This is a genomic window from Marivirga arenosa, from assembly GCF_030503875.2.
Classification (GTDB): Bacteria; Bacteroidota; Bacteroidia; order Cytophagales; family Cyclobacteriaceae; genus Marivirga; species Marivirga arenosa.
In genome coordinates this window covers 670,523-694,824 of the sequence record NZ_CP129968.2, presented here as the reverse complement: position 1 = coordinate 694,824, position 24,302 = coordinate 670,523, and the positions used below count along the sequence as shown (strand labels likewise).

Below are 24,302 nucleotides of genomic sequence, written 5' to 3'. Positions count from 1 at the left end.
ATTTAAGCCAAAACACACTACTTTTTCTTACAGAAGTAAAGAATGTAAGGTTTGCAAAAATGTAAACCTATTCGATTTGCTGTCTGATCAATTTTTTACGGTAAGCATTGAAAATTCTTGACTTAGAAACAAAGCCAACATATTTACCATCTTCTAACACTGGCAAGTTCCATGCACCTGTTTTTTCGAACTTCATCATCACGGATCTCATATTTTCTTTACCAGTAACGTTTGTAGGTGGGGTATGCATTAAAGTATTAACAATAATATTTTTTCGGGATTCTTCATCGAACATAATTTCACGAATATCATCCAATGTTACTATTCCCATTAATTCTTTATCCTGATTCACTACTGGAAAAATATTCCTTTTGGAAAATCTTACTAAATCAACTAATTCTCCCAAAGTTGCATCTGGATCTATGGTTAATAAATCCGTTTCAATAACTTTTTTTAAATCGATTAAGCTTAAAACTTGTCGGTCTTTATCATGATAGATTAAGTCACCTTTTTCAACAAGTGGCTTAGTGTACATTGAATATTTTTCGAAATAAGATATGGTACTATAGGAAATTGCTGATACAATCATGAGCGGCACGAATAAAGTGTAACCACTAGTGATCTCTGCAATTAAGAAAATAGCTGTTAGAGGTGCATGTAATACTCCACTCATAACTCCGCTCATTCCTACCAAAGTAAAATTACTTAAACTTATAGGTGCTGTAATTCCTAATTTATTAACCAGATAAGCAAACAAAAATCCAGTGACGCCTCCCAAAAACAAAGAAGGGGCAAATATACCACCACTACCTCCAGCACCAATAGTTAGGGCTGTAGCAACTGGCTTCACTAATATTATACCAGCAGCAAATAAAACAATTAAGAAAAATGACTCTATTTCATCAAAGAAAAGGCTATTATTCAATATCTTTTGAGCATTCCCTTCCAATAACTTTGTAATAGTATCATAACCCTCACCGTATAGTGGTGGCAAAATAAAAACTAAGAAACCCAGTGCAACACCTCCAAGAATTGCTCTATTTAAATCTCCCTTTACATTATGAATTAATCCTTCAACTTTACTAACTACTCTTGTAAAATAAAGAGCAACTAAACCGGTAAAAATTCCTAAAAAGATATAAAAGGGAGTATCTGCAGCTACAAAATCATCAGTCAGGTTAAATGAAAATAATACGTCATCGCCTAACAAAGTTAAAGAAACTAGAGCCCCGCAAACTGAGGCTATCAATAGTGGTATAAAGGTATTAATTGTTACCTCCGCTAAAATCACTTCTATACTAAAAATTACTCCTGCTATAGGCGAATTAAATATTGCTGAAATAGCTCCAGCAGAACCACAACCAATCAAAAGAGTTCTTTGCTTATAATTTAAGTGAACTAACCTTCCAATATTAGAACCAATTGCCGAACCCGTTACCACAATAGGTGCCTCCAATCCTACAGAACCTCCAAAACCAACCGTCAAGGAACTGGTAAGCATTCTAGAGAAGGTTTTGGTTCTTTTAACAATACTTGATTTCTTTGAAATTGTATACAGTATGTCCGTAATGCCATGCCCTAACTTTTCCTTCAAAATATATTTAGACAACAATAGAGTAAGAATTATACCAATTAGAGGATAACTTAAGTATAAATAGTTACCAAATTCTTGTTGGAAATCTCTAGTTAGGAAATTTTGAATGACATGAACACTCTCCTTTAAGCTTACTGCGGCTAAACCAGCAATAATACCAATTATACCACTGGTGAAAATCACAAAGTTTGTGGTACTTACGTGTTTTACACGCCAAATAAGAAACTTAAGTAAGAGTGATTTAAATTTCATGTTTGCAAAGGTAAATAATTATAAAGCTATCCAAGTCCGAAATTGATCTATTTTAGAAGATTTATAGGATATTTTCAAAACTTAAATCCATTACAAAATAAAGAAATTACCTACCATATAATGGAAATAGTTTTGAATCCTTAAATGATATGATTCTCATTGCACTCGTCTTAAAATATATAGGATTGGTCGATAATTAATTTAAAAATACCAACCTTTTGGCACGCATCTTGGTCTATAGTTTATAGTTTTATGTAAACTTTTTAAACATGGATAGGTACAGAATAAATTTCGTATGTAATAAATTGCCTGACCAAAAAACTGGATTGGAGGGTTTTAGAATTGGCGAAAATTATGAAGGTAGGTCATTTAACGGCTTATTTGAAATTAATGCCAAATGGGGTTCAGGAACGGACAGTAAATTAATCTCAAAATCCTTGTTTGACGAATATTTTGAGTTAGTTCAAGAAAATCAATACGTTAAAACTTCAGCATAATAATATTAGCCGACCATGTGTCGGCTTTTTTATTCTCTCAAATTACATCTAGAAACAGATTTAACACACCAAAAAATAAAATCTGCCAAATAAGTAAAACAACTGCCACAATGTTCTTAAATGGAATTTTAATTAAGGCATAAAAAGAAAAAATCAGCAAGGAAATAACGGCCCAACCTAAATAATTCTGAAAAGGCACCTCATTATTACTCCAATTCCAAAAATCAATTTTCATGGCAACCGGTTCTATCAAAACATCTATTAAAACAGTTAAAACTGTAGCCAATAAAACTTTAACTACCAAAGGGATTTTTGACAATCTAAATATCACTGCTCCAACACAAAAAGTGATGATAAACCAATTTATACCAATAATTAAAGGAACTCCTTTTAATTGTGGACCTAGAGTATCTGGGTAATAATAATTACCGAAAATCAACCCATAATTAACTCCTAAAAATTCAGCAAAGAAGCCAATAACATAACAAAAGATAATAGCTGATATTAACCGTAAATCATGACTTTGTTGATATAAAATCACTATCAAAAATGACAACATTAAGTTGAACGCAGTTTTCTCAATAAACCAATCTTGATAGGGGGATATAATTCCAATAATACCGAAAAAGTAAAAAGCAGAAATGATTATTATACCAATTAAAGGCCTATCTCTTATTTTTTCAATAAAGTTCAGAACTGATGTTTTTTTCATTTTGCAGCTGGACTTAAGTCATCAATAATTTTAGCTGAAAGTAAACATAAAGGAATGCCTCCACCTGGGTGTACGCTACCCCCAGAAAAATACAAGTTTTTAATTTTTTGATGGAAATTCGGATGCCTTAAAAATGCTGAAAATTGATTGTTAGAACTACTTCCATAAAGTGCTCCACCATAAGAGGAAGTTTTACTTTCTATAGTCCTAGGCTCAAGAATACTTTCAGTTTTGATTAGATTTTCCAGATCTGTACCTAAAATTCTATTTAGCTTTTTAATAACTGATTCTTTTATTATTGGAATTAACTCATCCCAATTTTGCCCACTGTTTGAAGGTACATTTACCATTACGAACCAATTTTCTTTTCCTTTGGGTGCATCAGAGGGTGTATGCTTAGATGTGATGTTAACATAAATCGTAGGATCATCCACAATTGTTTTCTTTTGAAAGATATGATTAAATTCTTTCTCATAATCTTCACTAAAAAATATATTATGTAAACCGAGCTCATCAAAACCCTTATTTATACCCCAATAAAAAATGAGGGCTGAACTACTCCTTTCTTGTTTTAATATTTTCTCAGGTTGTTTTTGATCAGATAGCAGCTTTCGGTAAGTAGGGTAAATATCCATATTACTTACTACTAAATCAGCAAGTATTTTCTCCCCATTATTAATGATTCCAACTGCCTTACCTTCTTTTATAAGAATCTGCTCTACTCTGGAATTATAGTTAAATTTAACAGAAAGGCTTTCAGCTACTTTTAATAACGTTTCCGTTATTTGAAACATACCATTTTGTGGATAGAATGTGCCCTTATTCAATTCCAAATTTGCTATTGAAGTTAGAATGCCTGGAGCCTGATAAGGATCAGAACCATTATAGGTTGCAAATCGATTAAAAAGCTGAACCAATTTAGGGTGTTTTAATGCCTTTTTATTGACCTGATTCATACTTTTAAAAAGTCCAAACTTATATATATTCAACAAGGCAGGAAGAATCTCTTTTGATAAAAAGGTAGAGCGCTTATGTAATGATTTTTCTAAAAATATCCTCGCAGACTTTTCATATTTAAATTCTGCATTTTTTATGTAGTCTACAATTACCTTAGGAGGAACACCAAAAACTTTTTCAACCTCTTGGCCAAACTTTTCTGGATCTGTATAAGCAGTCAACCTCTTCCCATCTTCCCAAAAATATCTACACGATTCATCTAATTTCTTATAGGGAAAATCAATATCTTCTGAATCCTCTTGTAAAGACACCAAATCATCTACAAGTTCTGGTAAAGTAAACAAAGAAGGGCCTGCGTCAAAGCGAAAACCATCTTGCTCAAAAACTGATAACTTACCCCCAGGGTAGCTATTTTGTTCATAAACTTCTACTTCATACCCTTTTTTAGCTAAGCGGATAGAAGTTGCGATTCCACCAATTCCAGCACCTATAATTACAGCTTTCATATGAATATTTAAAAATATTTCTCAATCTAATTAATATTAAACCGAATAGTTTAAAAAATTTAAATATTGAGTCAGAAAAGTTAGCTTTACATATTCTTGATAGATGCTTTGATGATTTTAGACACCCGTTCAACATCTTCTTTGTAAAGTTTTGTATAGCGGTGATCTGAACCTAAATATTGAAAAGCTAAATCATATGATTGTTGATAGTACAACTGAGCTAAAGTATAATTCTCCATAGCTTCATACAACATCCCAAATTTATTATTTAGGTATGATGTTTTTTGATGCGATTTATCAAATTTATTATTTATTATGACTTCCGCTCTCTTCAGGTTCTTTAGTGCCTTATTTAATTCTCCCATCTCCCTTTGGCAATTAGCCAAAGAAATATAATCATCTGCCACGTAGGGGTGTTCAGATCCAAAATTGTTAGTGTCTGCTTGGAGTATTAATTTATATTCTTCAAAGGCTTTCTTAAACTGTTGTTGGCTATAATAGATGTTGGCAAGAGAATAGCGAGAAGAAATTATGAAATTATTGTCAGGCTCTAATTCAATACTGAATATTGTAATTGCAGTATTCAAATATTTTGAAGCACTGTCATAGGCTTCTTTCTTATAATACGCCCCCCCTAAGTTACTATAGGTAATTGCCAAATCTAAGTTAGGTTTTGATTGAATTTGCCTTTTGCGTTGAATTGAATTCTCAAAAGCTAGAATTGCTGAATCATATAATGAAAGCTTTTCATAGATATTCCCTTGATTATTATAATAAATGGATAATGAGTTTTGGTATTCAGGCCCATCAATGTCACTGATGGTATTTATTGCTTTTTTCTGAAAACTTAAAGCTGTATCATACTTCGACAGATCTTTATAAACTGAGGCATAATGGTTAAAAATATCTGCTGCTTCTTTAGGTCTAGTTTTCCTCATCTTAGTAATAGAATCCGCTTTATGAATTAGTTGTAATGCTGAATCATAATTACTTTCGATCTGTTTTAATTTTCCATAAGCTAAATAATTTTCAACCTTAAATTCTGGTGTTACTGGAATAATTTCAAAGCTGCTAACAATCTTAGAAAAAACTGAATCCGCCTTCTTGTATTCTGATAATTCTCTGTAATTCGAAGCTAAATTACTCATGATTATCAGGGAAGAATAATTATAAAGATCCGTATAATCAGTTAGTACTTTCTCCGCTAACTTTTTGGAATCTTCCCACAAATACACATTCGTGTAAATATCAATAAGTTGAGCATATAAGGTCAATTTGAACTCTCTTTCATCAAATTTATTTTCAATACTTTTTGTACTATTATCTAAGATTTCCTTAACCGTCAAGCTTCCTTTAGTCAAATTTGGGTTTGCATTATTAAATATGTCCAATAAAAATTCACTAGTCTTTTTCGCTTTTAATTCATTTTTCTTTGCTATTTCTGCTTGATGAGAGGTAAAAATTATTCCCATTGTCATAGATATCAGAAGCAGAATCGCTAAAGACATTTTTATTTTATTTCTTATAAAAAACTTTTTTCCTTGATAAAAGACTGATTTACTATGAACTGCAATTGCCTTATTATCCAAAAAGAAATCTATATCTTGAATTAAACTTGAAACAGAAAGATAACGCTCATCAGGATTTTCCTTTAAACAATTCTTTATAATAGATAGTAATTCTTTGTCAATGCTATCTTGAGAAAGAATTAATTCCTTATTTGATTTTAAACTGTTTTCTCTCGATTTAAAGGGTAATTTTCCTGAAAGTATTTGATGCAATAATATCCCGAGTTGATAGATATCAGAAGCTACGCTTATAGTTTTATTCTTAATTTGTTCTGGTGATGCATAAAGTGGCGAAGCCAAAAAATATCGATCAGCTAGTGGTTCTCCTATTTTTTGCGCAATGCCAAAATCTAATAACTTTATGCTTCCTTCCTTATTCACATAAACATTTGAAGGTTTTATATCTAAATGAAGAATTAAATGGTTATGAGCATAATTAATTGCATTACATACCTTTTTAAAAATTTTTAACTTACTCTTAAGATCAAAATTATTATGATTGATATAGTCAACTAATGGCATCCCATCTACATATTCCATAATGATGTAGTGTATATCATGATCTGTTACACCTCCATCAAGAATATGGGCAATATTTGGGTGGTTCAGCTTGGCAAGAAATTGGCGTTCTTTTTGGAAATTTTTAAATAAATCGTGCTTCTCATTAGAAATTGAAAAACATTTTATAGCTACTAGTTGATCATATTGTTGATCATTTCTCTCAGCCAGATAAACCTGACTCATCCCTCCTTCACCTAATTTTTCTTTTATAACATATTTATCAATTATATCACCAATGTTAAAAATATCCTCTTTCCTTTCCTCAAAACCTTGCGCTATATCTACTTGAAGCTTATCAAAATAGTGATTGGCATTTTCAGACTCCTTCAGCATTGATAATACAGTCTGCTCTAATTTAGAATTACCCTCAGCTTGATTTTTCACGTATTCTATACGATCTTTTTCGGGTAACTTTAATGCAGTTTGGAAGATCGTTTCTAACTCACTCCAGGAATACCCCATTACTTAAGCTATTTTCTTAGATTGAATCTGGCTGTAGATCCATGCTTTTATTACTTGCCAGTTTCTCTTAACAGTGGAAGGTGAAACATCAAGAACTATGGCAGTTTCTTCAATAGTCATATTAGCAAAAAACCTACACTCTACTAATTTCACTTGCTTACTATCTTTTTTTTCTAATTCGTTGAGAATCTCGTCAAGATTCAATAACTCTTCAGAGCAATCTACAGATAGATTGATTTTTTCTTCCCATTCTTCAAAACAAATGTGCTGTGCATCTCTACCTCTTTTAATTGCTTTTTTTCTTCTAGCAGCATTTAATAAGATATGACGCATTGCTTTTCCTGCAACACCATAGAAATGAGCACGGCTATTCCAATCTGCCTCAGAATTAATTATTTTTAAATAGGCTTCATGAACTATCGCGGTAGTATTCATAGTTTCGATTCCAAAATATTGAAATCTTATCCTGTGTGCTATATGACGAAGTTCATTATAAACAACAGGAAAGATTTTATTATAAGCATCCAAATCTCCATTGTTTACTTTTACCAATAATTGCGTTATTTCTCCTGTATTCACCATAATAATTCGATAAATATAAAGAATTTAATGTATAAATCTACTATTTTTTTAGATAAAATAAAGATTTATAAAAAAAGAATATTATAACTGGTTAAATATGCTAAAACTTTAATTAGGAGTAAGAACAAGTTAAAAACCTAATAAGATTTTATCAAAAAAACTGTAGAAAACGTACTTTAAAAAATATTATTATATGTTTTCCAACCTTTTTGATATTTATCTTGTCACTATAAAATAAATCGAAAAATATTTTTGTGATTTAAAATCATTTGAATACTTTCGAAACTATAATTATAATTTTTCACCCCTAAACAGAACGCTATAGAATAAACTTTTACCAAACTAAACAAGGTGTTTTAAGATGAATAATCAAAAAACAATGCTGGAAGACAGTAAATTGGTGAGCCAGTATATCAATGGTAATGAAGTAGCGTTTGAAGAATTAGTAAACCGCCACAAATCAAGAATTTTCACTACTATCTACATGATCGTGAAGGATCAGTATGTAGCTGAAGATTTAATGCAAGAAGTTTTCATAAAAGCTATACGAACTTTAAAATCTGGTCGTTATAACGAGGAAGGTAAATTTTTGCCCTGGATTTTAAGGATTGCACATAATTTAGCAATTGATAAGTTCAGGAAAAATAAAAGATACCCTACCATCGTTATGGATGATGGAAACAGTGTATTCGAAACCCTCGAATTTGCAGAAGGCACTTTTGAGGACATCCAAATGAAGAAAGATGTACATAAATCGCTTCGTAAATTGATACAGGAGTTACCTGAAGCTCAAAAGCAAGTTTTAATTATGCGTCATTATATGGACATGAGCTTTAAGGAAATTTCGGATCAGACAGGCGTAAGCATCAATACTGCATTAGGAAGAATGCGCTATGCCCTCATTAATTTGAGGAAAAAGATGCAACAATATAATATAGCCTATGACCAAAATTTTTACTCATGACGATTTAATCCGATATGTTTATGAAGAAACAGAGCCGGAAGAAAATCGGCAAATCAAACTGGCCTTAAATGAAGACATGGAATTGCTCGATCAATATCATGAACTTTTATGGCTGAAAAAGCAAATGGATGGGGGAATGATGAACCCCTCAGAAAAAACCATCAATACTATTTTAGAATATTCAAAAGCTGTTAATTTGCATCCTGTTAAGGAGGATTAAGCAAATGACACGCAAAGAACGCTACGAATCATTTTTAGAATATTTTTCTGAAAACCAGCCACAGGCAGAAACGGAATTGAATTATGAAAATCCGTATCAGTTGCTTGTGGCTGTTATTTTATCAGCTCAGTGTACTGATAAAAGAGTAAACATGGTTACACCAGCTCTTTTTGAGGCCTTCCCTACTCCTGAGCATTTAGCTAACGCACATTTTGATGAAGTTTTACCTTATATAAAAAGCGTGACCTTCATGAATAATAAAACCAAGCATTTAATTGGTATGGCCAAAATTCTGGTAGAAGATTTCAATTCAGAGGTGCCAGAAAAAGTTGAAGATTTACAAAAAATGCCAGGTGTTGGTAGAAAAACAGCAAATGTTATTGCTTCAGTAGTCTTTAATAAAGCTGCAATGGCCGTTGATACACATGTTTTCAGAGTCTCAAAGCGATTGGGCTTGGTAAATCAAAATGCTAAAACCCCACTTGAAGTAGAAAAAACTCTTATTAAGCATATTCCTGCTGAATATGTACATGTGGCACATCATTGGCTAATTTTACATGGTAGATATGTTTGTGTAGCAAGAAAACCAAAATGCGAGGAATGTAAGATCACACATTTCTGTAGATATTTCGAAAAGAATAAACCTTTAGAAAACCAACTATAAAAATGAGTTCCAGGACTTCGGTAAAGTATTTGGCTTTATTAGTTGGCCCAATAATTTTTCTGTTAATCCAAATAGTTAATCCTCAAATTTGGTTTCCAGAAATTGCTTGGGATGTTTTTTCAATTGGGATTTGGATGATTATTTGGTGGGTATTTGAAGCCATCCCGATTTTTGCAACCGCTTTATTACCCATGATATTATTCCCAAGTACTGGAGTTTTTAAATTGGCTGAGGCAACTAGCCCGTACGCTAGTCCTATTATTTTTTTATTTATGGGTGGTTTCATGTTAGCGCTTGCTATGGAAAAACATAAACTCCATAAAAGAATTGCCCTTAACCTAATTCATCTAACTGGGACCAATGCAAATGGAATAATCCTGGGTTTCATGTTAGCTACTGCGGTTTTGAGTATGTGGATTAGCAATACAGCCACAACAGTAATGATGTTGCCTATTGCGCTTTCTGTAGTTAAACTATTAGAAAAACATAATGATAGTTTTTCAGGCTTTGGTAGGTTTAAAACTGCCTTATTCTTAAGCATTGCGTATTCAGCTAATGTGGGAGGCATGGCTACAATTATTGGTACTCCGCCCAATGTAGTTTTAGTAGGATTAGTACAGAACATATTAGGCGAAACCATTGATTTTGTAAACTGGCTTATAATTGGTATCCCTACTGTTACAGTTATGATAATAGTTATCTATCAATTATTAACCAAAGTCTTATTCAAACATGGAATTAAAAAAATTGAAGGTGCTGAAAGTTATATTCATAAAGAGATTGCTTCCTTAGGGCAATGGTCACAGGAAGAAAAATGGGTCGCAATAATATTTGGCATTACTGCTATATGCTGGATAGGCAAATCACAGATTAATTCATTAATTGGATCGGAAATTTTAAACGATACGGTTACAGCCATGTCTGGCGGATTAGCCACATTCTTAATTCCTCTTAATAAATCGGGAAAAATGCTAATGAAATGGGAAGATATGAAAAACCTCCCTTGGGGAATTCTTATTTTATTTGGTGGCGGAATGGCTTTAGCAAAAGCAATGGAGGAAGCAGGCTTCGTGGATATGATTGGACAAGCAATCGGTAGTTATAAGGACATTCCTATATGGTTATTAATATTAGTTTTAACCGCTTTATCATTATTCTTAACTGAAATTATGAGTAATGTAGCCTTAACCACTATTGCAATTCCTATGGTGTTAAGTATATCTTCAGGCTTAGAAGTTAACCCTTATTTGCTTGCTATACCAGTAGCCATGGCTACCAGTTGCGCTTTTATGATGCCAATAAGTACTCCACCTAATGCCATTGTATTTTCCAGTGGTTATATCAACATCAAACAAATGGTACGAGCGGGAATAATATTGAATCTATTTGCAATTATTATTCTTGTACTTGCCGGCATATTTTTAGCTCCTTATATTAATTAGTCAAGTGCCAGCTTTTTAAATTCATTAACTAATTCTGACTCTTGCTGATTTATTGATTTATTCTTTGATAAAATAAAAGCACTTTTTAGCCTTTTGAAATGGTATTCTGTCTCATACATTACTACAGAAATTAAAGGAAGGCTAAACACAGCTATTCCCGCAATTAACCAATCAATACTAAAGCCTAATATTAAAAATATAATCAAATAAAATATTGGATATAGAAAGATAGAAATTCCTGCTCTCAATGAAATATGCCAAGTTATATCTTTAACATTATCTATAACCTTTCTTTCAATAATGTATTCTGGAATAAAATTGATAAGCTTTGCTAATAACCAAAATGGGGCACCAATTACTACTCCAATGGATTTTATGATAGATTGAAATAGGCCAATTTTTTTAATATTATAGTCATAGCTTAAACCTGCTTTTTGAACATCTCTGAAATAAGCAGAAAGCTTCTCTTTCAAACTATTTGTCTTGGGTTCATCCTCTTTTAATTGACCTGCAATATGATTTATCACTTCCGTTTCCGCATGAACAATTGATTTTTTATTTTTAGCCCAATCTACAGCATATGGCTTAATAAGTTGCCTAACATCTTCCATAAATTCATATTCCTCTTTCCATTTGATATCCACCATTTCAGCAGAAATCTCCTCCCTAATTCTATTTGTAAATTGAGATTGTGCTTCAAGAGGGTTCTTATTATAAAGTTCCCCGTAATCATCTATTAAAAACGGCTCAGCAAAATGAACGTGTAAATCATACCATCTCTGAGGATGATTTTCGTATTCTAGCCCAAATGGTGCTGCTGTTAGTTTTAAATTAAAGTCATTTTCTTCCTCTGCTTGAAATGCTAAACGAGCAGCGCCTTTTTTTATAGGTCTTAAAAACCTTTTTATATCATGATTCCCTTCAGGAAATATTAAAATTGGTTTACCTTCTTTAAATAGGTCAATACATTTTTTAAATATTTCTGAATTTTGAGCTACACTTCCTACTTTATCTTTTTTACGATAAATAGGAATAAGTCTGATTATATCTAATGCGATTGCAGCCCATTTTGATTGGAAAATATCAGCTCTTACTAATATGTTAGGATTTATATTTTTAGCTACTTTTACTAGCACTAAACCATCCATAAAAGTATTTTGATGGTTACTTACGAACAATACTGGCTTTCGCTTTTTAACTTTTTCATATCCCGTTACAATTATATTTCTATATGAAAAAGATAAACTGACGTTTAAAAAAACGCGGATAAATGAATAAATTAATGATCTAATTATTTTATACATTGAGCTGAGCTTAAAATAAAGCCACAAATATAATGAAATTAAATAGTGTTCAATATAGAAATTATGTGTTCGAATTCGAACATACAGAATTACGCAATAAGCCTTAATTCTAAATAAATGCATATTTTAGGTTTTGGCATTTATATTGCGTTTTATTAAATAAAACGAGCAACAATTATGACTAAGAATTTAGAAAGAACAAGAGAAAGAGTATTTGCAGGTGTATGCGGAGGAATTGCAAAATATTTTGGATGGGATGCAGGAAAAGTAAGGTTACTTTATGTTTTAATATCTATTTTAAGCGCGGCTTTTCCAGGTATACTAGTTTATATCATATTATGGTTTGTAATGCCAGAAGAGAAATTAAGCTGGAAATAAGCTTAACTTAATCTTCTGAGAAATCAATAATATAAATTTTCTCTTTACCATTGATTATTTTAGCTCTAATAAGCACAAGATATTTACCTTCTGAATATGTGTAATTTCCAATTGCATATTTTAAACCATTATCTGTGCTTCTTTGGAGTACATATTCAAAGCTGATAGGTTCAATATTTTTAAAAAATTCTTTTAAATAAATCTCAGCATGGATTCTACTATAATTCCCTGATTCATCCTTTATGTTAACTTCTACATTATCATGGAAATATTGAGAAAGCTCCTTAGCGCTACCTGCTTTTAGTGCAAGACGAACCTCTGCAAGTAAGGACTCATTTTGGCCATAAGAATTGCTATAATCTAAGCCTAATAATACCAGAAAAAAGAAAAGTTTAATACTTATTCCTCTCATTAAAATCTATGATAATTTAGATGATTGATTAGCAATAATTACGCCATGAATTACAAAATGGAATTTAATTTACGGTAATACAATTAAGCTTTCACCTCTATTACCGAGTAATTCAAATTGGATATCTTGATGGGGTTAATTAAAAAGAATTTAATTGTGATAGGAAGAATAATGATCTATAAAACTAATGAGGATAAACTGAATTAAAGATTATTTAATCCTCTGAAAAATCTATAATATATATTTTCTCTTTTCCGTTTATCTTTTTAGCTCTAATAAGCACAAGATAAGTACCTCCAGAATATACATAATTTCCAATGGCATACTTTAAACCTTCATTAGAACTCCCTTGATGAGCATATTCAAAGCTAACTGGCTCGTGATTTTTGAAAAATTCCTTTAAATAAATTTCTGCATGAACGTTACTATAATTCCCTGATTCTCCATTTATATTTAATTCAATATTATCATTGAAATATTGTGATAATTCCTTTGAACTCCCTGCTTTGAGAGCCGAGCGAACCTCTGCAAATAAAGATTCATTTTGGCTAAACCCATTTTGAGTAAAAAAGCTCAAAAGCAGAAATATCAAGAATAATTTTATAGTAATTCCTTTCATAAGGATTTTAAATTCTATTGAATTATCAATTCAGCTAAAATTATGCCATTCTAACGCATAACAAAGCAAAATTATATTAAAATTAGCACAATGCAGCTGAGTATGCAAAAAGCTAGCCTTTAATTTAAATTAATGTGGCATAATACATTATTTACTTCTTATATCTAGCATTTTACCTAATACAATACCTTTATTTTCTTTATAAGAAAATTCTTCATCGCTTACCTTTTTAACCCCTTCTATAGTAAAAAATGCCTTAGGATTATATTCTTTTATTTTTGGTATTAGTTCTTTCAAAGTATTCCTTTTTACTACAGTAAATATAACATTTACTTTACCATCATTTCCCATGGCATCAATATTAGAGTATCTATGATTTTTTGTTTCTAAATAGTGCAGTAAGTCATTAGCAGGTAAAGCAGTAATAATCCGAACCACAACTCTACCGATTGCCATTTTCTCCTCTAAAATTATCCCCACAAATGTTCCAAATGCATAGCCTGAGGCATATGAAATATAGCTAATCGGATTATCAATATGTTGAAAGATTTGACCTATTGCTAAAAGCCAAATAAAGGATTCAAAAAATCCTAATAATGGGGCAATACCTTTTTTTCCTTGCATTACAAGAATTACCCGCATTGTTCCAATTGAAACATCTGCGACTCTCGCAAAAAATATTAAGATGGGAAATAAGACAAAAGCAAATATCTCATTTGAAAATCCAAGCTCATTAAAAAATTCTTGCATTACAGATTGCATTTCAGATTGAGTTTAAATATCAGAAAATTATTTCAGATGGGAAAATTTAGAAGTGTAGCAAAGAAAGGAATGTGCGAGGTCAAAACAGAAAAGATATCATTCTGAATCGGCAGGTATAGCAAAGTAAATATTGAAATATAGTGAGCTTATTCCATGACCTTTCAATATGAAGAAAGATATTTTTTTAAATAATTTCATAAACCATTCGTCAGCACATGCGTTTTTTAGGAAATATTTAAAAAATGAAAAATCTGTTATTCTTTCTATCCTTCATCGTGCTTTTACCTTTTGATTCGAAGCAAATAGAAGCTTTTGAAAAGAATGAAGTTGAAAGAATTGAATATTTTTCTCAAAGTCATAGACTTCCAAACAGACTAGTTTTTAAGAATATTGATGATGATGTTCTTCCCATAGAACTCCCCAAGTTTCTATTCAATATTCAAAAAACATCATTCATTCCTATAAAAATAGTTCAAAAAATATTTTTATTTCACTCGCGTCTTCTGATTTGAAATGCAAGAATGTTTCACTGAATTTTTTTCAAAAGTTACATTTTAAAAATCATAGACCAATGAGTAAACTATTTCCTAAAATGGTGGATAAGCTACAAAGGATTGACCAGCTTATTCGTTTGAAAGCAACAGGACAGCCACAAGAATTGGCAGACCGATTAGAAATATCTCCGAGTACCCTTTATGAATATATTGAAGTAATGAGAAGTGTTTTATTAGCACCTATTCGCTATTGTCATAATAGGCGATCATATATTTATGAAAAGGAGGGCAAACTCCACATAGGCTTTAAAAATAATCAAAAGCTAAATAATTTAATTTAAAAAAAAGGACATTCGATTTCAATTAGAGCGAAATCGAATGTCTTTCTTAATATTCAGCTGATTTTGAAATTTTTTATTTCTTATTTAAAGAGCCCAAATTTAAAACCAAGATAGGCTGTAAAACCGCTCATATCTGTCTGATTAAAATTTCGATAGTTCATCTCCCCAACAAATCGATAGCCAGCTCCTAAATTAAATCTGATATTTGGATGAAGGTTCACCTCAAGTAGTGCAGAAGGCTCAACTTGAAAGAAATTAGCTTCTCCTAAACCAGGATCTCCATCTTCATTATCCATTTGAACTTCTCCATAACCTAAGTATAAGGGAAAGGTCAAATGAAATATATTTTTAGAAAGAAGGGTGTATTCTACAAATCCTCCTGCTGTCCAATAATCCATATAAATATTGGGCAAAGTCTCACTCTCAGGATTTATTTCATTCAATGACGTACTGAAATAAGCACCTATTGATACATCTTTATAAGTTACACCACTTCTTAAATTAAGCAAAGAAGTCGTGCTACCGTCCATTTGGGTAAATCCAAAGGAAGGTGCAACAAAAAAACCGATGGCTTCTGTATTAATTGATTCACTATCCATCAGAGTTTTAGGCTTTTCACTTTCTTGCGCTTTTAGCTGGTGGTTTAAAAAAATAAAGCCTACTATTAAAATCATTAAATTGGTCTTTTTCATTTTATATGTTAATAAAGGTTAATTATATATCGAACTATTGAATTATAAATTCTAACATAAAACAGCCAGCTTCCAAACGAATAAAATCTATTCAAGGTTGCTGGTGATTGTTTTATAGAGATTATCACTGTAAAATATTTCTATTATTAGTTTGAAGCTACTTCTAGTTTTTCATTATTGATCTCCCTCCCTTTTTTAATAATAATACTCACACTATTGGGATAGAAAATCCTAATGTTTTTGGTCTTATGTTTAACTTGAAGATATTTAGCTCTTTTTAATGCTTCATTTACATTTGGATAAACAGAACATCCTAATCTTTTAATTTTACTCGCTTTGGTCACACAAAATATTGCTACATAATTATCTGGTCTAGGATTCGATTCACTCACTAGCCATTTTTGATTGTCATTAGCCATCTTTTTAAACTATTTTATGAATACTAGATTTATGATTCAAAAATATTACTGGCTACTCTGATTTCTTCGGAGTGGAAAAAAAACGTAAAATTATTTTAGAATATGTGAAATCCTTTAGGTAGGAATCTGCTCTTTTCATTGGAGCTTATTAATTACGCTCCCATAACAAATGATTGATTTAATTCTATAAAAAACGACCATGCATTTTGAAGAGGGATCATTTTATATTTCTGATATTGAACTTCAAAAAACAGAGTTTCATAAAATCAATAATTAGATTCAATATTATTTATTTCCAAAGCTTTATACTATTATCCAAATAAATAACTCACTACCTCTCTTAGTTGGCTAAAAGTTTTAATTTCAATTTTATAGCGGGATGTATCTACACCTTTCATACTAAATTTTGAAACTATAATTTCATCAAACCCTAACTTTTCAGCTTCTGCTATTCTGTTTTCAATTCTGTTTACTGCTCGTATTTCCCCACTCAATCCTACTTCAGCAGCAAAACAAGTTTTAGATGACAAAGGAATTTCTTCCAAAGATGAAACAATCGCCATGCAAACCGCTAAATCAATAGCTGGGTCTTCCACTCTTACCCCTCCTGCCATATTTAAAAAAACATCCTGAATCCCCAATCTAAAGCCTCCTCTTTTTTCTAATACGGCCAAAAGCATATTCATTCTCTTACTATCATAACCGGTAGCTGATCTTTGAGGAGTACCGTATGTAGCTGGGCTAACTAAGGCTTGTATTTCAATTAGCAATGGCCTGTTTCCTTCTAAAGTGGCTCCGATAGCTGTTCCGCTACTGTCTTTATCTTTTTGAGAGATTAATATTTCGGATGGATTGCTCACTTGACGCAAACCATATTGTTGCATCTCATAAATTCCTAATTCATTGGTTGAGCCAAATCGGTTTTTTGTAGTTCTGAGGATTCTGTAAGTCAAATGTCGATCCCCTTCAAACTGCAAAACTGCATCCACCATATGCTCTAAAACTTTAGGACCAGCAATTGCTCCATCTTTAGTGATATGGCCTATAAGAAATACTGGTATTTTATTTTCCTTAGCGAAACGCATTAATTCAGCCGTACATTCTTTGACCTGACCTACACTTCCTGCTGCCGATTCTATCTTAGGTGAATGTAAAGTTTGGATTGAATCTATTACTAATAAATCAGGATTGAGTTCTTCAATCTCTCTAAATATATCTGCGGTATGAGTTTCGGTTAAAATGAAACAGTTATCAGATTTATTTTCCATTCTGTCAGCCCTCATTTTAATTTGCTGAGCACTTTCTTCACCACTTACATATAATACTTTCAAATTGGTTAACTGCAAGGCAATTTGAAGCATTAATGTAGATTTACCAATACCAGGCTCCCCACCGATTAGTACAAGAGATCCAGGAACGATTCCTCCTCCTAGCACTCGGCTTAATTCTCTATCTTCAACTTCTATTCTGGCCTCCTGTGTACTTTCTACCTCTTTAATAGGAATAGGTTTATTAGCTCTTTTTTTTGAAGGCTGATATCCACTTGAGGATTTGTCTTTGCTGATAACCTCCTCCACAAATGTATTCCATTTTCCGCAAGAAGGACATTTACCTACCCACTTTGGTGATTCATGACCACATTCCTGACAGAAATATGCTGATTTTACTTTAGCCATATTTTGATTTTAAGACAAGATCCCTTCAATATCTTCTTTACTTAAGCTTTTCATAAAGCTCTCTTCTGTACTAATTAAATCTCTAGCTAATGTTAGCTTCTTTTGTTGTAAGGCAAGAATTTTTTCTTCTACTGAATTTTTTGTGATGAATTTATAGGTAAAAACCTGCTGTTTTTGGCCTATTCTATGCGCTCTATCCACAGCTTGCTGCTCAATAGCAGGATTCCACCAAGGATCTAATAAAAACACATAATCAGCAGCTGTTAAATTTAATCCTAGTCCACCCGCCTTCAAAGAAATTAAGAATACAGGAATGTCATCACTTTCTTGGAATAACTTTACTTGTTTTTGCCTATCCTTAGTAGTACCGTCTAAATAAGCGTATTTAATATGACTACGTTCTAAATAATCTTTAAATAAGGCCAAATGCTTTACAAACTGACTAAACACTAATATTTTATGTCCTTTTGATATAATGGAGCTTAACATGTGGGTTACATCCTCCATTTTACCAGAATCCCCTTGATACTCAGCATCGGTAAGTTTAGGGTGGTTTGCAATTTGACGCAACTGAGTTAACCCTTGTAAAAGAATCATTTGAGAACTTCTAATTCCTTTCTTCTCTATCTCATCCAAGATCATATCTCTGAAGTAATTTTTTACTTCTTCATACTTTTCTTCCTGCATGGTAGTCATACCTGAATAATGAATATTTTCAATTTTATCAGGTAATTCAGTTGCTACTTGCGACTTATGTCTTCGGAGAATGAAAGGCTTTATTAGAGTCGCTAGTTTTTGAGATTTATGCTCATCACGCTTTTTCTCAATTGGCGTTACAAACTCATCTTTGAAGAATTTTTTATTCCCCAGAAGTCCCGGATTAACGAATGACATTTGAGACCATAAATCCATAGTACTGTTTTCAACAGGAGTACCTGTAAGTACTAATTTTCTTCTAGACTTCAGCTTCTTAACTGCTTTGGCAATATGTGAATCAGGATTTTTAATAGCCTGAGATTCATCAAGAATAATATAATTGAAAAGGAATTCAGAAAGGATATCAATATCTAATCTAGTGATTCCGTAAGACGTTAAAATAAGGTCATAATCTTCAAATTGTTTACTGTCTTTAATTCTATTGGTACCCGTATAAACAAATATTTTAAGGTCAGGAGTAAACTTTTCTGCTTCCGATTGCCAATTATATATGAGTGAGGTTGGCATTATGAGTAAGTTAGCATTAGTTCTGCCATTTTCCTTTTCAGATTGCAGCATTGCTAAAGTCTGAACTGTTTTACCCAGCCCCATATCATCCGCTAAACAACCTCCAAAATTATATTGATTCAAAAACTGCAGCCAATTAAATCCTTCCTTTTGATAAGGACGCAGTTCACCAGAAAAATCCTCTGGCATAGGATGGTCATCAATCTGAGTGAAATCCTTCAGCTTTGCTAGTTTACGATCCATCTGAACTTTCGCTAGATTACTCTTATCCATTTCATTAACCAATGATAGATGATGCTTTCTCATTTTCATTCTATCATCTTCTCCATTTTCCATGAAGCTGAATAATTCAGAGTAGTCTTCAAACCAGTGCGATGGAATAACAGCCGTTTGGTTATTAGGCAGCTGGAATTCAGTTTGGTTATTCAATATATGTTTACGGAGTTCTTTGAATGGAATTTCATACTCTCCAAACATTACTACAGCATTGATATCAAACCAATCAATCCCTTCTGAAATATCAATAGAGATGGATGATTTACCTACAAAGTAATTCTTATCAGAATTCTGTTTTTCTTGTTGAATTTCAACTTCATTTTCTTCTAGCCAATCAACATTTTTAGAAATCCAGCTGAAAGCCTGTGTTTTAGGGGCTGTTAATTTGCCTTTTAAAATATCAAGACCTCTGCTCACCATGGCATCTCTCAAGCTCTTTTCTTTCAGAATATTTCGAACTAATCGTTTGAATACAAATTGTCCATCTTCCTTTTCAACTTTAACAGAAACTTGCTCATTCTTTCCGAGTGAAAAAATATGGTCACCATATTTAAATTTAAGTTCTAATAATAACTTACCCTCTTCGTTGTTTCCGGACTTATCATCATTAAACAGATCAATGCTTTTACCAGAACTAGCGGTTAATTCAGAAATCTTTAAAATTGGAAAAGGTTCTTCTCTATATGTCTTAATCTTGAAGCCTCTTGCGAATACATCAAAAGAAGCAACTAAAGGAGCTACAAATTTTTTGAAATACGTTTCTTCCACTTTCTGTGGAATAGCTATAAATTTTTTATTTAGGAAAGGCTTTATTTTTTTACCATCAGGGTTTTTCTCAAAAGAATATAATTTTTGATCTACTATTAACCATGCGGGTTCATTACAAATGAGATAAGCTCCTTTATATTGAAACTCAAGTTTTTCACCTGCATGCTTTATGGTAGGAAAGTAATGCGTATTGTCTTCATTTTTTACAAAGTGGAAAAGTATGGTTGCCTTTTCTTCCATTATTTCAATCTGGCGCCATGCGGGTTCTCCATCATTTCCCATTTCAAAAAGCATTTTGCCTTTAATACGACTGAGAATTTCCGAACGCCTCTTTTCCATATAGCGCTCAATCTCATTTTTCACTAGTTCATTGCCACCATCAATATTATAGTTTTTATCAAAGAATTCAACAGGTTTCATTTTCTTCTTCGCAAACTTCCTAACCACCACATCCTGCTGCATTTCATCCATCAGCTTTATCAACTCATAATCAACATCATCTAATCCTTTTGCAAACTCTCTAGCATTTTTCGAGGAAATATTTTGATGAGAAAAGGTTAACTCTCCCCTTGAATTTTTTTGCACGACAAAAGACTCAAAAGTATAGCCCAAATACTCGTGCTCGAATAATGAATAGATTAGTTGAAAAGGTTGTGTGGTGTATACCTCCATGAATAAAACTTATCAATCAAACAATTAACGTTAGCTTTTTAGTAAAATCAGAATTGAAATTTAATAAAATAGGATGGAACAAATAATGATTTTTACAATAAATTACTACAAACGCTGTATTTCTACTGACTTCGCAGCTACTTGGGCTGGTTTGAATGAAGCTAAAATTGTAATAATTGCAATACTCAACATCGTAAAAATAAAATCTGTGGCTATCATTTTTACTGGATAAGCCTCCTGCACTGCTGACGCCATATTCATGGATATCAATCCATATTCCTGTTGTAGTAGGCAAATGATAAACCCAAATAACCCTCCTGTTAATGCTCCTGACAGGGATATTATAGCCCCTTCTTTTAAGAAAATATTCCTGATGGTTTTTATAGGTGTACCCATCGCAAACAAAATACTTATGTCTCTTTTTTTATCTAAAGCTAACATTGTTAAAGCAAAGAAAATATTAAACGAAGCTACGGCTAGTATAAAACTGAAAGTTAGATAGATAAATAATTTCTCAATTTTGATGGCTTTAAGTAGAGAAGCATGTTGCTCATCTGAATTCATTATATCAAAGCTGTCCCCTAATTTTCTCTTTAGTATGTTTTGAATTTCACTGACGGAGACTCCATCCTCTAATTCGATTTCTAAAGACGTACACTCATTATCTTTTCCTATTAAATTTCGTGCGAACCGTAACGGAACAAATATGTATTTTTCATCATACTGTTTTTCAATTGCAAAAACACCTGCAGGCATTAGTATTCCGGAATTATACATACTGGATGGATTGGATCTACCAGGACTAATATTTTTAGGATAATAAAACTGTAATGCCAGAAAATTATTTCTTGAATTTATCGATAGATCATATCGAATACCTTGACCCACCACAGCAAAATTCTGTTCTTTTTCGGTGAGTTTAAGTTGACCTTCTGTAATATGATTTCTTAATTCAGCATTTTTCTCAAAGTCAGGAGATACTCCTTTCATTCTCACTACTGACTCTCCATCATTATAACGTACTAATACATTGTCTTCTACCACTTCAACTATCGTGGCAAGGCCTTCAATATTTTGAATTTGAGTTTTTAATTCCTCATCATATTCAAAAAACTTCCCTTCTTTCAGGCTAATTTTTATATCTGCATCAAAAGAACTGTATAATGATCGAATTAAGTCTTCAAGACCGTTAAAAACGGATAAAACAATAACCAATGCAGCAGTTCCTATTGCCACTCCTACCATAGCAATAATAGAAAGCACATTAATAAATCCTTTTTTCTTTTTAGATAGGAAATAACGTCTTGCTATAAAAAATGAAATATTCTTCAAAATACTATTTTTGATTCATTAATTATCTTGGTCATCTTCGTCCTCTTCATCAGCAGGCGGGATATCCAATTTAGATAATATATCATCAATTCTATTCGCTCTTTCTAGTGTATCATCCATGAAAAAGGCTAATTCAGGAATGATTCGTACTTGCTTCCCAATTCTATTCCCTAGGTGTTTTCGAATCTCACTTTTCTTAGCTTGTATTAATTCTAAAGTTTCACTAGGCTTATCAGAAAGCATCAAACTCAAATAAATTTTAGCAAAGCTTAAGTCTGGAGAAACTTCCACATCTGTTATGGTGATAAAGGCTTTACCAAAAGCATTTGCCATTTGTTTTTGGAATATCTCGCTTAAATCTTTCTGTAATAAACTGGAATATTTTTTCTGTCTTGAACCTGAGGCCATATTATTCTTTAATTTCTTTACAAATATGCATGATATTTTATACAATTTGTGCTTAATCGCCTAATTTAGCAATCGAACATCAAACAAAACCCAATAGAATTGTTAGGATTTTTCCGTATAAACGACCCTTACCGCTTACTGATTCTTTTTTTAGCAGTATTTTTAATACGACTGCCTTATCTTATTGGGTCTGAGCCATTGGTATATGAAATCAATTGGCTAATGATTGGAGAAAGTTTAAGCACTGGAAAAGTTTTATATAAAGACCTTGTAAGCCCGATCGCACCACTTGCTGCCTGGATGTATATGCTAATAAGTTCTATCGGGGGTAGGTCAATTCTTTTATTACAAATACTTTCCATTTTATTGGTTACCTATCAGTTTTCATTATTTAATAATATTATGCTTCGAAATAAAGCATATAATGAAAACTCTTATATACCCGCATTAATTTATGCTTTAATAATGTTGGTATTCTATGACTTTTTCACTTTATCGCCAGCTTTAATAAGTCTAACTTTTATATTATTAGTTTTAGATAATATCTATTTACGTATTGAAAATAAACTGAAGGATTCCACCATCTTAAAAACGGGTTTTTTTATGGGAATAGCAGTGCTTTTTTATCTGCCTTCAGTTGTATTTTTAATTGCAACAATCTTATCATTCGCTTTACTTACAAGTTTAGTGATTCGAAGATATCTATTATTTCTTTATGGCTTTCTTTTCCCTTTTATGCTAGTATTCATTTATTTTTACTGGCAGGGAGGATTAGATGAATTGTTATCACAATGGATAAAATTCAACCTCTTTAGTTCCATACAGCCAGTTATAAACCTGCAATCAATCCTTATTATTGCAGCATTACCTTCAATTGTTTTTCTATTTGCGCTATATAAAACTTTTAGTGCCACTCGATTTACAAATTACCAATTAAGAGTGCAGCAAGTGATGTTTATTATGTTTTTAGCTGCATTTGGAGGGTGGTGGATTTCAGAGCAGCAGGCTCCGTTTGAATTATTATTATTCGTTCCTTCTTTCGCATTTTTTACTATTCATTTAATACTACAATTTAAAAGAAAAGTTAGAGCAGAAATCTTTACCATAACTTTTAGCATTTTATTAATTTCTATAAACTATGCATTGTTTTTTGAAAACACATCACTGCATGAGTCAGGTGATTTTAACAAATTAAAAGCTCAAAATTCTATATATGCTAGAGCAACTCTTGATAAAGATGCTATGATTATTGGCGGAAAAACAAGCCTTTATATGAATGCTAAATCAATATCCACACGCTTTTATCATCCTGAATTAAGTGAGCAAATTTTAAGTGATATGAATGAAAAAGAAAGGATGATAACTCTGTATAATGATATTAAATCAAATCAACCTGAAATCATTATTGATCAATCTGGGTATTTCGTTTCAATTCAGAATAGACTTAACATTGATAGTAATAACTATACACAAATTAGTAACAACTTATTTGTAAGAGTTAATCAGAATTAATTTGGGAATATATACAGAGTGATATTAAATAT

General features: G+C 31.9%; 24 protein-coding genes. 9 read left to right on the top strand and 15 right to left on the bottom strand.

All coding sequences use genetic code 11. The annotated features are described in order from the left end of the window. Positions 1-67: 67 nt before the first annotated feature. Positions 68-1,846: a chloride channel protein gene (locus tag QYS47_RS02970; RefSeq protein WP_322347674.1), complete on the bottom strand. Its 1,779-nt coding sequence runs from the start codon at positions 1,844-1,846 to the stop codon at positions 68-70. Positions 1,847-2,115: 269 nt separating this feature from the next. Here QYS47_RS02970 and QYS47_RS02965 point away from each other — a divergent pair, with 269 nt between their 5' ends. Continuing rightward, positions 2,116-2,343 carry a hypothetical protein gene (locus QYS47_RS02965; protein ID WP_322347673.1) on the top strand — a complete coding sequence of 76 codons (228 nt, stop codon included), beginning with the start codon at positions 2,116-2,118 and terminating at the stop codon, positions 2,341-2,343. Between the two features lie 37 nt (positions 2,344-2,380). Here the strand turns inward: QYS47_RS02965 and QYS47_RS02960 are convergent, their stop codons facing one another. The 4 genes from QYS47_RS02960 to QYS47_RS02945 form a co-directional block, all read right to left on the bottom strand. Continuing rightward, positions 2,381-3,055: a carotenoid biosynthesis protein gene (locus QYS47_RS02960; protein WP_322347672.1), complete on the bottom strand. Its 675-nt coding sequence runs from the start codon at positions 3,053-3,055 to the stop codon at positions 2,381-2,383. Next, positions 3,052-4,518: a 1-hydroxycarotenoid 3,4-desaturase CrtD gene (crtD, locus tag QYS47_RS02955; RefSeq protein WP_322347671.1), complete on the bottom strand. Its 1,467-nt coding sequence runs from the start codon at positions 4,516-4,518 to the stop codon at positions 3,052-3,054. Before crtD ends, QYS47_RS02960 begins: the two co-directional genes overlap by 4 nt. 86 nt (positions 4,519-4,604) lie before the next feature. After that, positions 4,605-7,109 carry a protein kinase domain-containing protein gene (locus tag QYS47_RS02950; protein ID WP_322347670.1) on the bottom strand — a complete coding sequence of 835 codons (2,505 nt, stop codon included), beginning with the start codon at positions 7,107-7,109 and terminating at the stop codon, positions 4,605-4,607. Between the two features lie 3 nt (positions 7,110-7,112). Continuing rightward, a complete protein-coding gene (locus tag QYS47_RS02945) occupies positions 7,113-7,691 on the bottom strand; it encodes an ECF-type sigma factor (protein WP_322347669.1) in 579 nt (192 codons plus the stop codon). 361 nt (positions 7,692-8,052) lie between these two features. On the opposite strand from QYS47_RS02945, the gene QYS47_RS02940 reads away from it, so the two are divergent. Genes QYS47_RS02940 through QYS47_RS02925 form a run of 4 tightly spaced genes read left to right on the top strand, consistent with a single transcriptional unit; the run spans position 8,053 to position 10,981 of the window. After that, positions 8,053-8,655, top strand: coding sequence for an RNA polymerase sigma factor (locus tag QYS47_RS02940; RefSeq protein ID WP_308357848.1), 603 nt, complete (start codon positions 8,053-8,055; stop codon positions 8,653-8,655). After that, complete coding sequence (locus QYS47_RS02935) at positions 8,633-8,875, top strand: hypothetical protein (protein WP_322347668.1); 243 nt, start codon at positions 8,633-8,635, stop codon at positions 8,873-8,875. The genes QYS47_RS02940 and QYS47_RS02935 overlap by 23 nt, the downstream gene beginning before the upstream one ends. A 4-nt stretch (positions 8,876-8,879) precedes the next feature. Then, complete coding sequence (gene nth / locus QYS47_RS02930; protein ID WP_308357850.1) at positions 8,880-9,539, top strand: endonuclease III; 660 nt, start codon at positions 8,880-8,882, stop codon at positions 9,537-9,539. Between the two features lie 2 nt (positions 9,540-9,541). After that, the gene (locus QYS47_RS02925; protein WP_322347667.1) at positions 9,542-10,981 is read left to right on the top strand and encodes an SLC13 family permease; all 1,440 of its coding nucleotides are present in this window, start codon (positions 9,542-9,544) and stop codon (positions 10,979-10,981) included. Here QYS47_RS02925 and QYS47_RS02920 read toward each other — a convergent pair. Continuing rightward, positions 10,978-12,285, bottom strand: a complete 1,308-nt coding sequence (locus QYS47_RS02920) for a 1-acyl-sn-glycerol-3-phosphate acyltransferase (protein ID WP_322347666.1) — start codon at positions 12,283-12,285, stop codon at positions 10,978-10,980. The genes QYS47_RS02925 and QYS47_RS02920 overlap by 4 nt on opposite strands. A gap of 177 nt (positions 12,286-12,462) precedes the next feature. Here QYS47_RS02920 and QYS47_RS02915 point away from each other — a divergent pair, with 177 nt between their 5' ends. Beyond that, positions 12,463-12,663 carry a PspC domain-containing protein gene (locus QYS47_RS02915; protein ID WP_302103219.1) on the top strand — a complete coding sequence of 67 codons (201 nt, stop codon included), beginning with the start codon at positions 12,463-12,465 and terminating at the stop codon, positions 12,661-12,663. A gap of 7 nt (positions 12,664-12,670) precedes the next feature. Here the strand turns inward: QYS47_RS02915 and QYS47_RS02910 are convergent, their stop codons facing one another. The 3 genes from QYS47_RS02910 to QYS47_RS02900 all read right to left on the bottom strand — a co-directional run bounded on the left by QYS47_RS02910 (position 12,671) and on the right by QYS47_RS02900 (position 14,444). Further along, positions 12,671-13,075 carry a DUF4783 domain-containing protein gene (locus QYS47_RS02910; protein WP_322347665.1) on the bottom strand — a complete coding sequence of 135 codons (405 nt, stop codon included), beginning with the start codon at positions 13,073-13,075 and terminating at the stop codon, positions 12,671-12,673. 214 nt (positions 13,076-13,289) lie between these two features. Beyond that, on the bottom strand, positions 13,290-13,694 hold the full coding sequence (locus QYS47_RS02905; RefSeq protein ID WP_302128002.1) for a DUF4783 domain-containing protein: 405 nt from the start codon (positions 13,692-13,694) through the stop codon (positions 13,290-13,292). Between the two features lie 147 nt (positions 13,695-13,841). Then, positions 13,842-14,444, bottom strand: coding sequence for a DUF2179 domain-containing protein (locus QYS47_RS02900; protein WP_302128003.1), 603 nt, complete (start codon positions 14,442-14,444; stop codon positions 13,842-13,844). Positions 14,445-14,698: 254 nt separating this feature from the next. Here QYS47_RS02900 and QYS47_RS02895 point away from each other — a divergent pair, with 254 nt between their 5' ends. Both QYS47_RS02895 and QYS47_RS02890 read left to right on the top strand, forming a co-directional pair. After that, positions 14,699-14,968 (top strand): hypothetical protein, encoded by a 270-nt coding sequence (locus tag QYS47_RS02895; protein ID WP_322347664.1) that lies wholly within the window; start codon positions 14,699-14,701, stop codon positions 14,966-14,968. 59 nt (positions 14,969-15,027) lie between these two features. Next, positions 15,028-15,291: an HTH domain-containing protein gene (locus tag QYS47_RS02890; protein ID WP_302128004.1), complete on the top strand. Its 264-nt coding sequence runs from the start codon at positions 15,028-15,030 to the stop codon at positions 15,289-15,291. Between the two features lie 80 nt (positions 15,292-15,371). On the opposite strand, the gene QYS47_RS02885 is transcribed toward QYS47_RS02890, so the two are convergent. The 6 genes from QYS47_RS02885 to rbfA all read right to left on the bottom strand — a co-directional run bounded on the left by QYS47_RS02885 (position 15,372) and on the right by rbfA (position 22,758). Continuing rightward, on the bottom strand, positions 15,372-15,983 hold the full coding sequence (locus QYS47_RS02885; protein ID WP_302128005.1) for a hypothetical protein: 612 nt from the start codon (positions 15,981-15,983) through the stop codon (positions 15,372-15,374). A gap of 146 nt (positions 15,984-16,129) precedes the next feature. Then, positions 16,130-16,402 (bottom strand): hypothetical protein, encoded by a 273-nt coding sequence (locus tag QYS47_RS02880; RefSeq protein ID WP_302128006.1) that lies wholly within the window; start codon positions 16,400-16,402, stop codon positions 16,130-16,132. A 311-nt stretch (positions 16,403-16,713) separates the two neighbouring features. Continuing rightward, positions 16,714-18,078 (bottom strand): DNA repair protein RadA, encoded by a 1,365-nt coding sequence (radA, locus tag QYS47_RS02875; RefSeq protein WP_308357856.1) that lies wholly within the window; start codon positions 18,076-18,078, stop codon positions 16,714-16,716. Positions 18,079-18,087: 9 nt separating this feature from the next. Then, positions 18,088-21,018, bottom strand: coding sequence for a DEAD/DEAH box helicase (locus tag QYS47_RS02870; protein ID WP_322347663.1), 2,931 nt, complete (start codon positions 21,016-21,018; stop codon positions 18,088-18,090). A 105-nt stretch (positions 21,019-21,123) separates the two neighbouring features. Beyond that, a complete protein-coding gene (locus tag QYS47_RS02865) occupies positions 21,124-22,350 on the bottom strand; it encodes an ABC transporter permease (RefSeq protein ID WP_322347662.1) in 1,227 nt (408 codons plus the stop codon). A gap of 18 nt (positions 22,351-22,368) precedes the next feature. After that, on the bottom strand, positions 22,369-22,758 hold the full coding sequence (gene rbfA / locus QYS47_RS02860; protein ID WP_302128010.1) for a 30S ribosome-binding factor RbfA: 390 nt from the start codon (positions 22,756-22,758) through the stop codon (positions 22,369-22,371). A gap of 222 nt (positions 22,759-22,980) precedes the next feature. Between rbfA and QYS47_RS02855 the strand changes: the two genes are divergently transcribed. Further along, positions 22,981-24,270, top strand: coding sequence for a hypothetical protein (locus tag QYS47_RS02855; RefSeq protein ID WP_322347661.1), 1,290 nt, complete (start codon positions 22,981-22,983; stop codon positions 24,268-24,270). Positions 24,271-24,302: the final 32 nt, after the last annotated feature.

What these genes read in the sequence shown, in the direction of transcription:
- QYS47_RS02970 (WP_322347674.1), bottom strand. Translation starts at nt 1,846, where the DNA reads ATGAAATTTAAATCACTCTTACTTAAGTTTCTTATTTGGCGTGTAAAA.
- QYS47_RS02965 (WP_322347673.1), top strand. Translation starts at nt 2,116, where the DNA reads ATGGATAGGTACAGAATAAATTTCGTATGTAATAAATTGCCTGACCAA.
- QYS47_RS02960 (WP_322347672.1), bottom strand. Translation starts at nt 3,055, where the DNA reads ATGAAAAAAACATCAGTTCTGAACTTTATTGAAAAAATAAGAGATAGG.
- crtD (WP_322347671.1), bottom strand. Translation starts at nt 4,518, where the DNA reads ATGAAAGCTGTAATTATAGGTGCTGGAATTGGTGGAATCGCAACTTCT.
- QYS47_RS02950 (WP_322347670.1), bottom strand. Translation starts at nt 7,109, where the DNA reads ATGGGGTATTCCTGGAGTGAGTTAGAAACGATCTTCCAAACTGCATTA.
- QYS47_RS02945 (WP_322347669.1), bottom strand. Translation starts at nt 7,691, where the DNA reads ATGGTGAATACAGGAGAAATAACGCAATTATTGGTAAAAGTAAACAAT.
- QYS47_RS02940 (WP_308357848.1), top strand. Translation starts at nt 8,053, where the DNA reads ATGAATAATCAAAAAACAATGCTGGAAGACAGTAAATTGGTGAGCCAG.
- QYS47_RS02935 (WP_322347668.1), top strand. Translation starts at nt 8,633, where the DNA reads ATGACCAAAATTTTTACTCATGACGATTTAATCCGATATGTTTATGAA.
- nth (WP_308357850.1), top strand. Translation starts at nt 8,880, where the DNA reads ATGACACGCAAAGAACGCTACGAATCATTTTTAGAATATTTTTCTGAA.
- QYS47_RS02925 (WP_322347667.1), top strand. Translation starts at nt 9,542, where the DNA reads ATGAGTTCCAGGACTTCGGTAAAGTATTTGGCTTTATTAGTTGGCCCA.
- QYS47_RS02920 (WP_322347666.1), bottom strand. Translation starts at nt 12,285, where the DNA reads ATGTATAAAATAATTAGATCATTAATTTATTCATTTATCCGCGTTTTT.
- QYS47_RS02915 (WP_302103219.1), top strand. Translation starts at nt 12,463, where the DNA reads ATGACTAAGAATTTAGAAAGAACAAGAGAAAGAGTATTTGCAGGTGTA.
- QYS47_RS02910 (WP_322347665.1), bottom strand. Translation starts at nt 13,075, where the DNA reads ATGAGAGGAATAAGTATTAAACTTTTCTTTTTTCTGGTATTATTAGGC.
- QYS47_RS02905 (WP_302128002.1), bottom strand. Translation starts at nt 13,694, where the DNA reads ATGAAAGGAATTACTATAAAATTATTCTTGATATTTCTGCTTTTGAGC.
- QYS47_RS02900 (WP_302128003.1), bottom strand. Translation starts at nt 14,444, where the DNA reads ATGCAAGAATTTTTTAATGAGCTTGGATTTTCAAATGAGATATTTGCT.
- QYS47_RS02895 (WP_322347664.1), top strand. Translation starts at nt 14,699, where the DNA reads ATGAAAAATCTGTTATTCTTTCTATCCTTCATCGTGCTTTTACCTTTT.
- QYS47_RS02890 (WP_302128004.1), top strand. Translation starts at nt 15,028, where the DNA reads ATGAGTAAACTATTTCCTAAAATGGTGGATAAGCTACAAAGGATTGAC.
- QYS47_RS02885 (WP_302128005.1), bottom strand. Translation starts at nt 15,983, where the DNA reads ATGAAAAAGACCAATTTAATGATTTTAATAGTAGGCTTTATTTTTTTA.
- QYS47_RS02880 (WP_302128006.1), bottom strand. Translation starts at nt 16,402, where the DNA reads ATGGCTAATGACAATCAAAAATGGCTAGTGAGTGAATCGAATCCTAGA.
- radA (WP_308357856.1), bottom strand. Translation starts at nt 18,078, where the DNA reads ATGGCTAAAGTAAAATCAGCATATTTCTGTCAGGAATGTGGTCATGAA.
- QYS47_RS02870 (WP_322347663.1), bottom strand. Translation starts at nt 21,018, where the DNA reads ATGGAGGTATACACCACACAACCTTTTCAACTAATCTATTCATTATTC.
- rbfA (WP_302128010.1), bottom strand. Translation starts at nt 22,758, where the DNA reads ATGGCCTCAGGTTCAAGACAGAAAAAATATTCCAGTTTATTACAGAAA.
- QYS47_RS02855 (WP_322347661.1), top strand. Translation starts at nt 22,981, where the DNA reads ATGATTGGAGAAAGTTTAAGCACTGGAAAAGTTTTATATAAAGACCTT.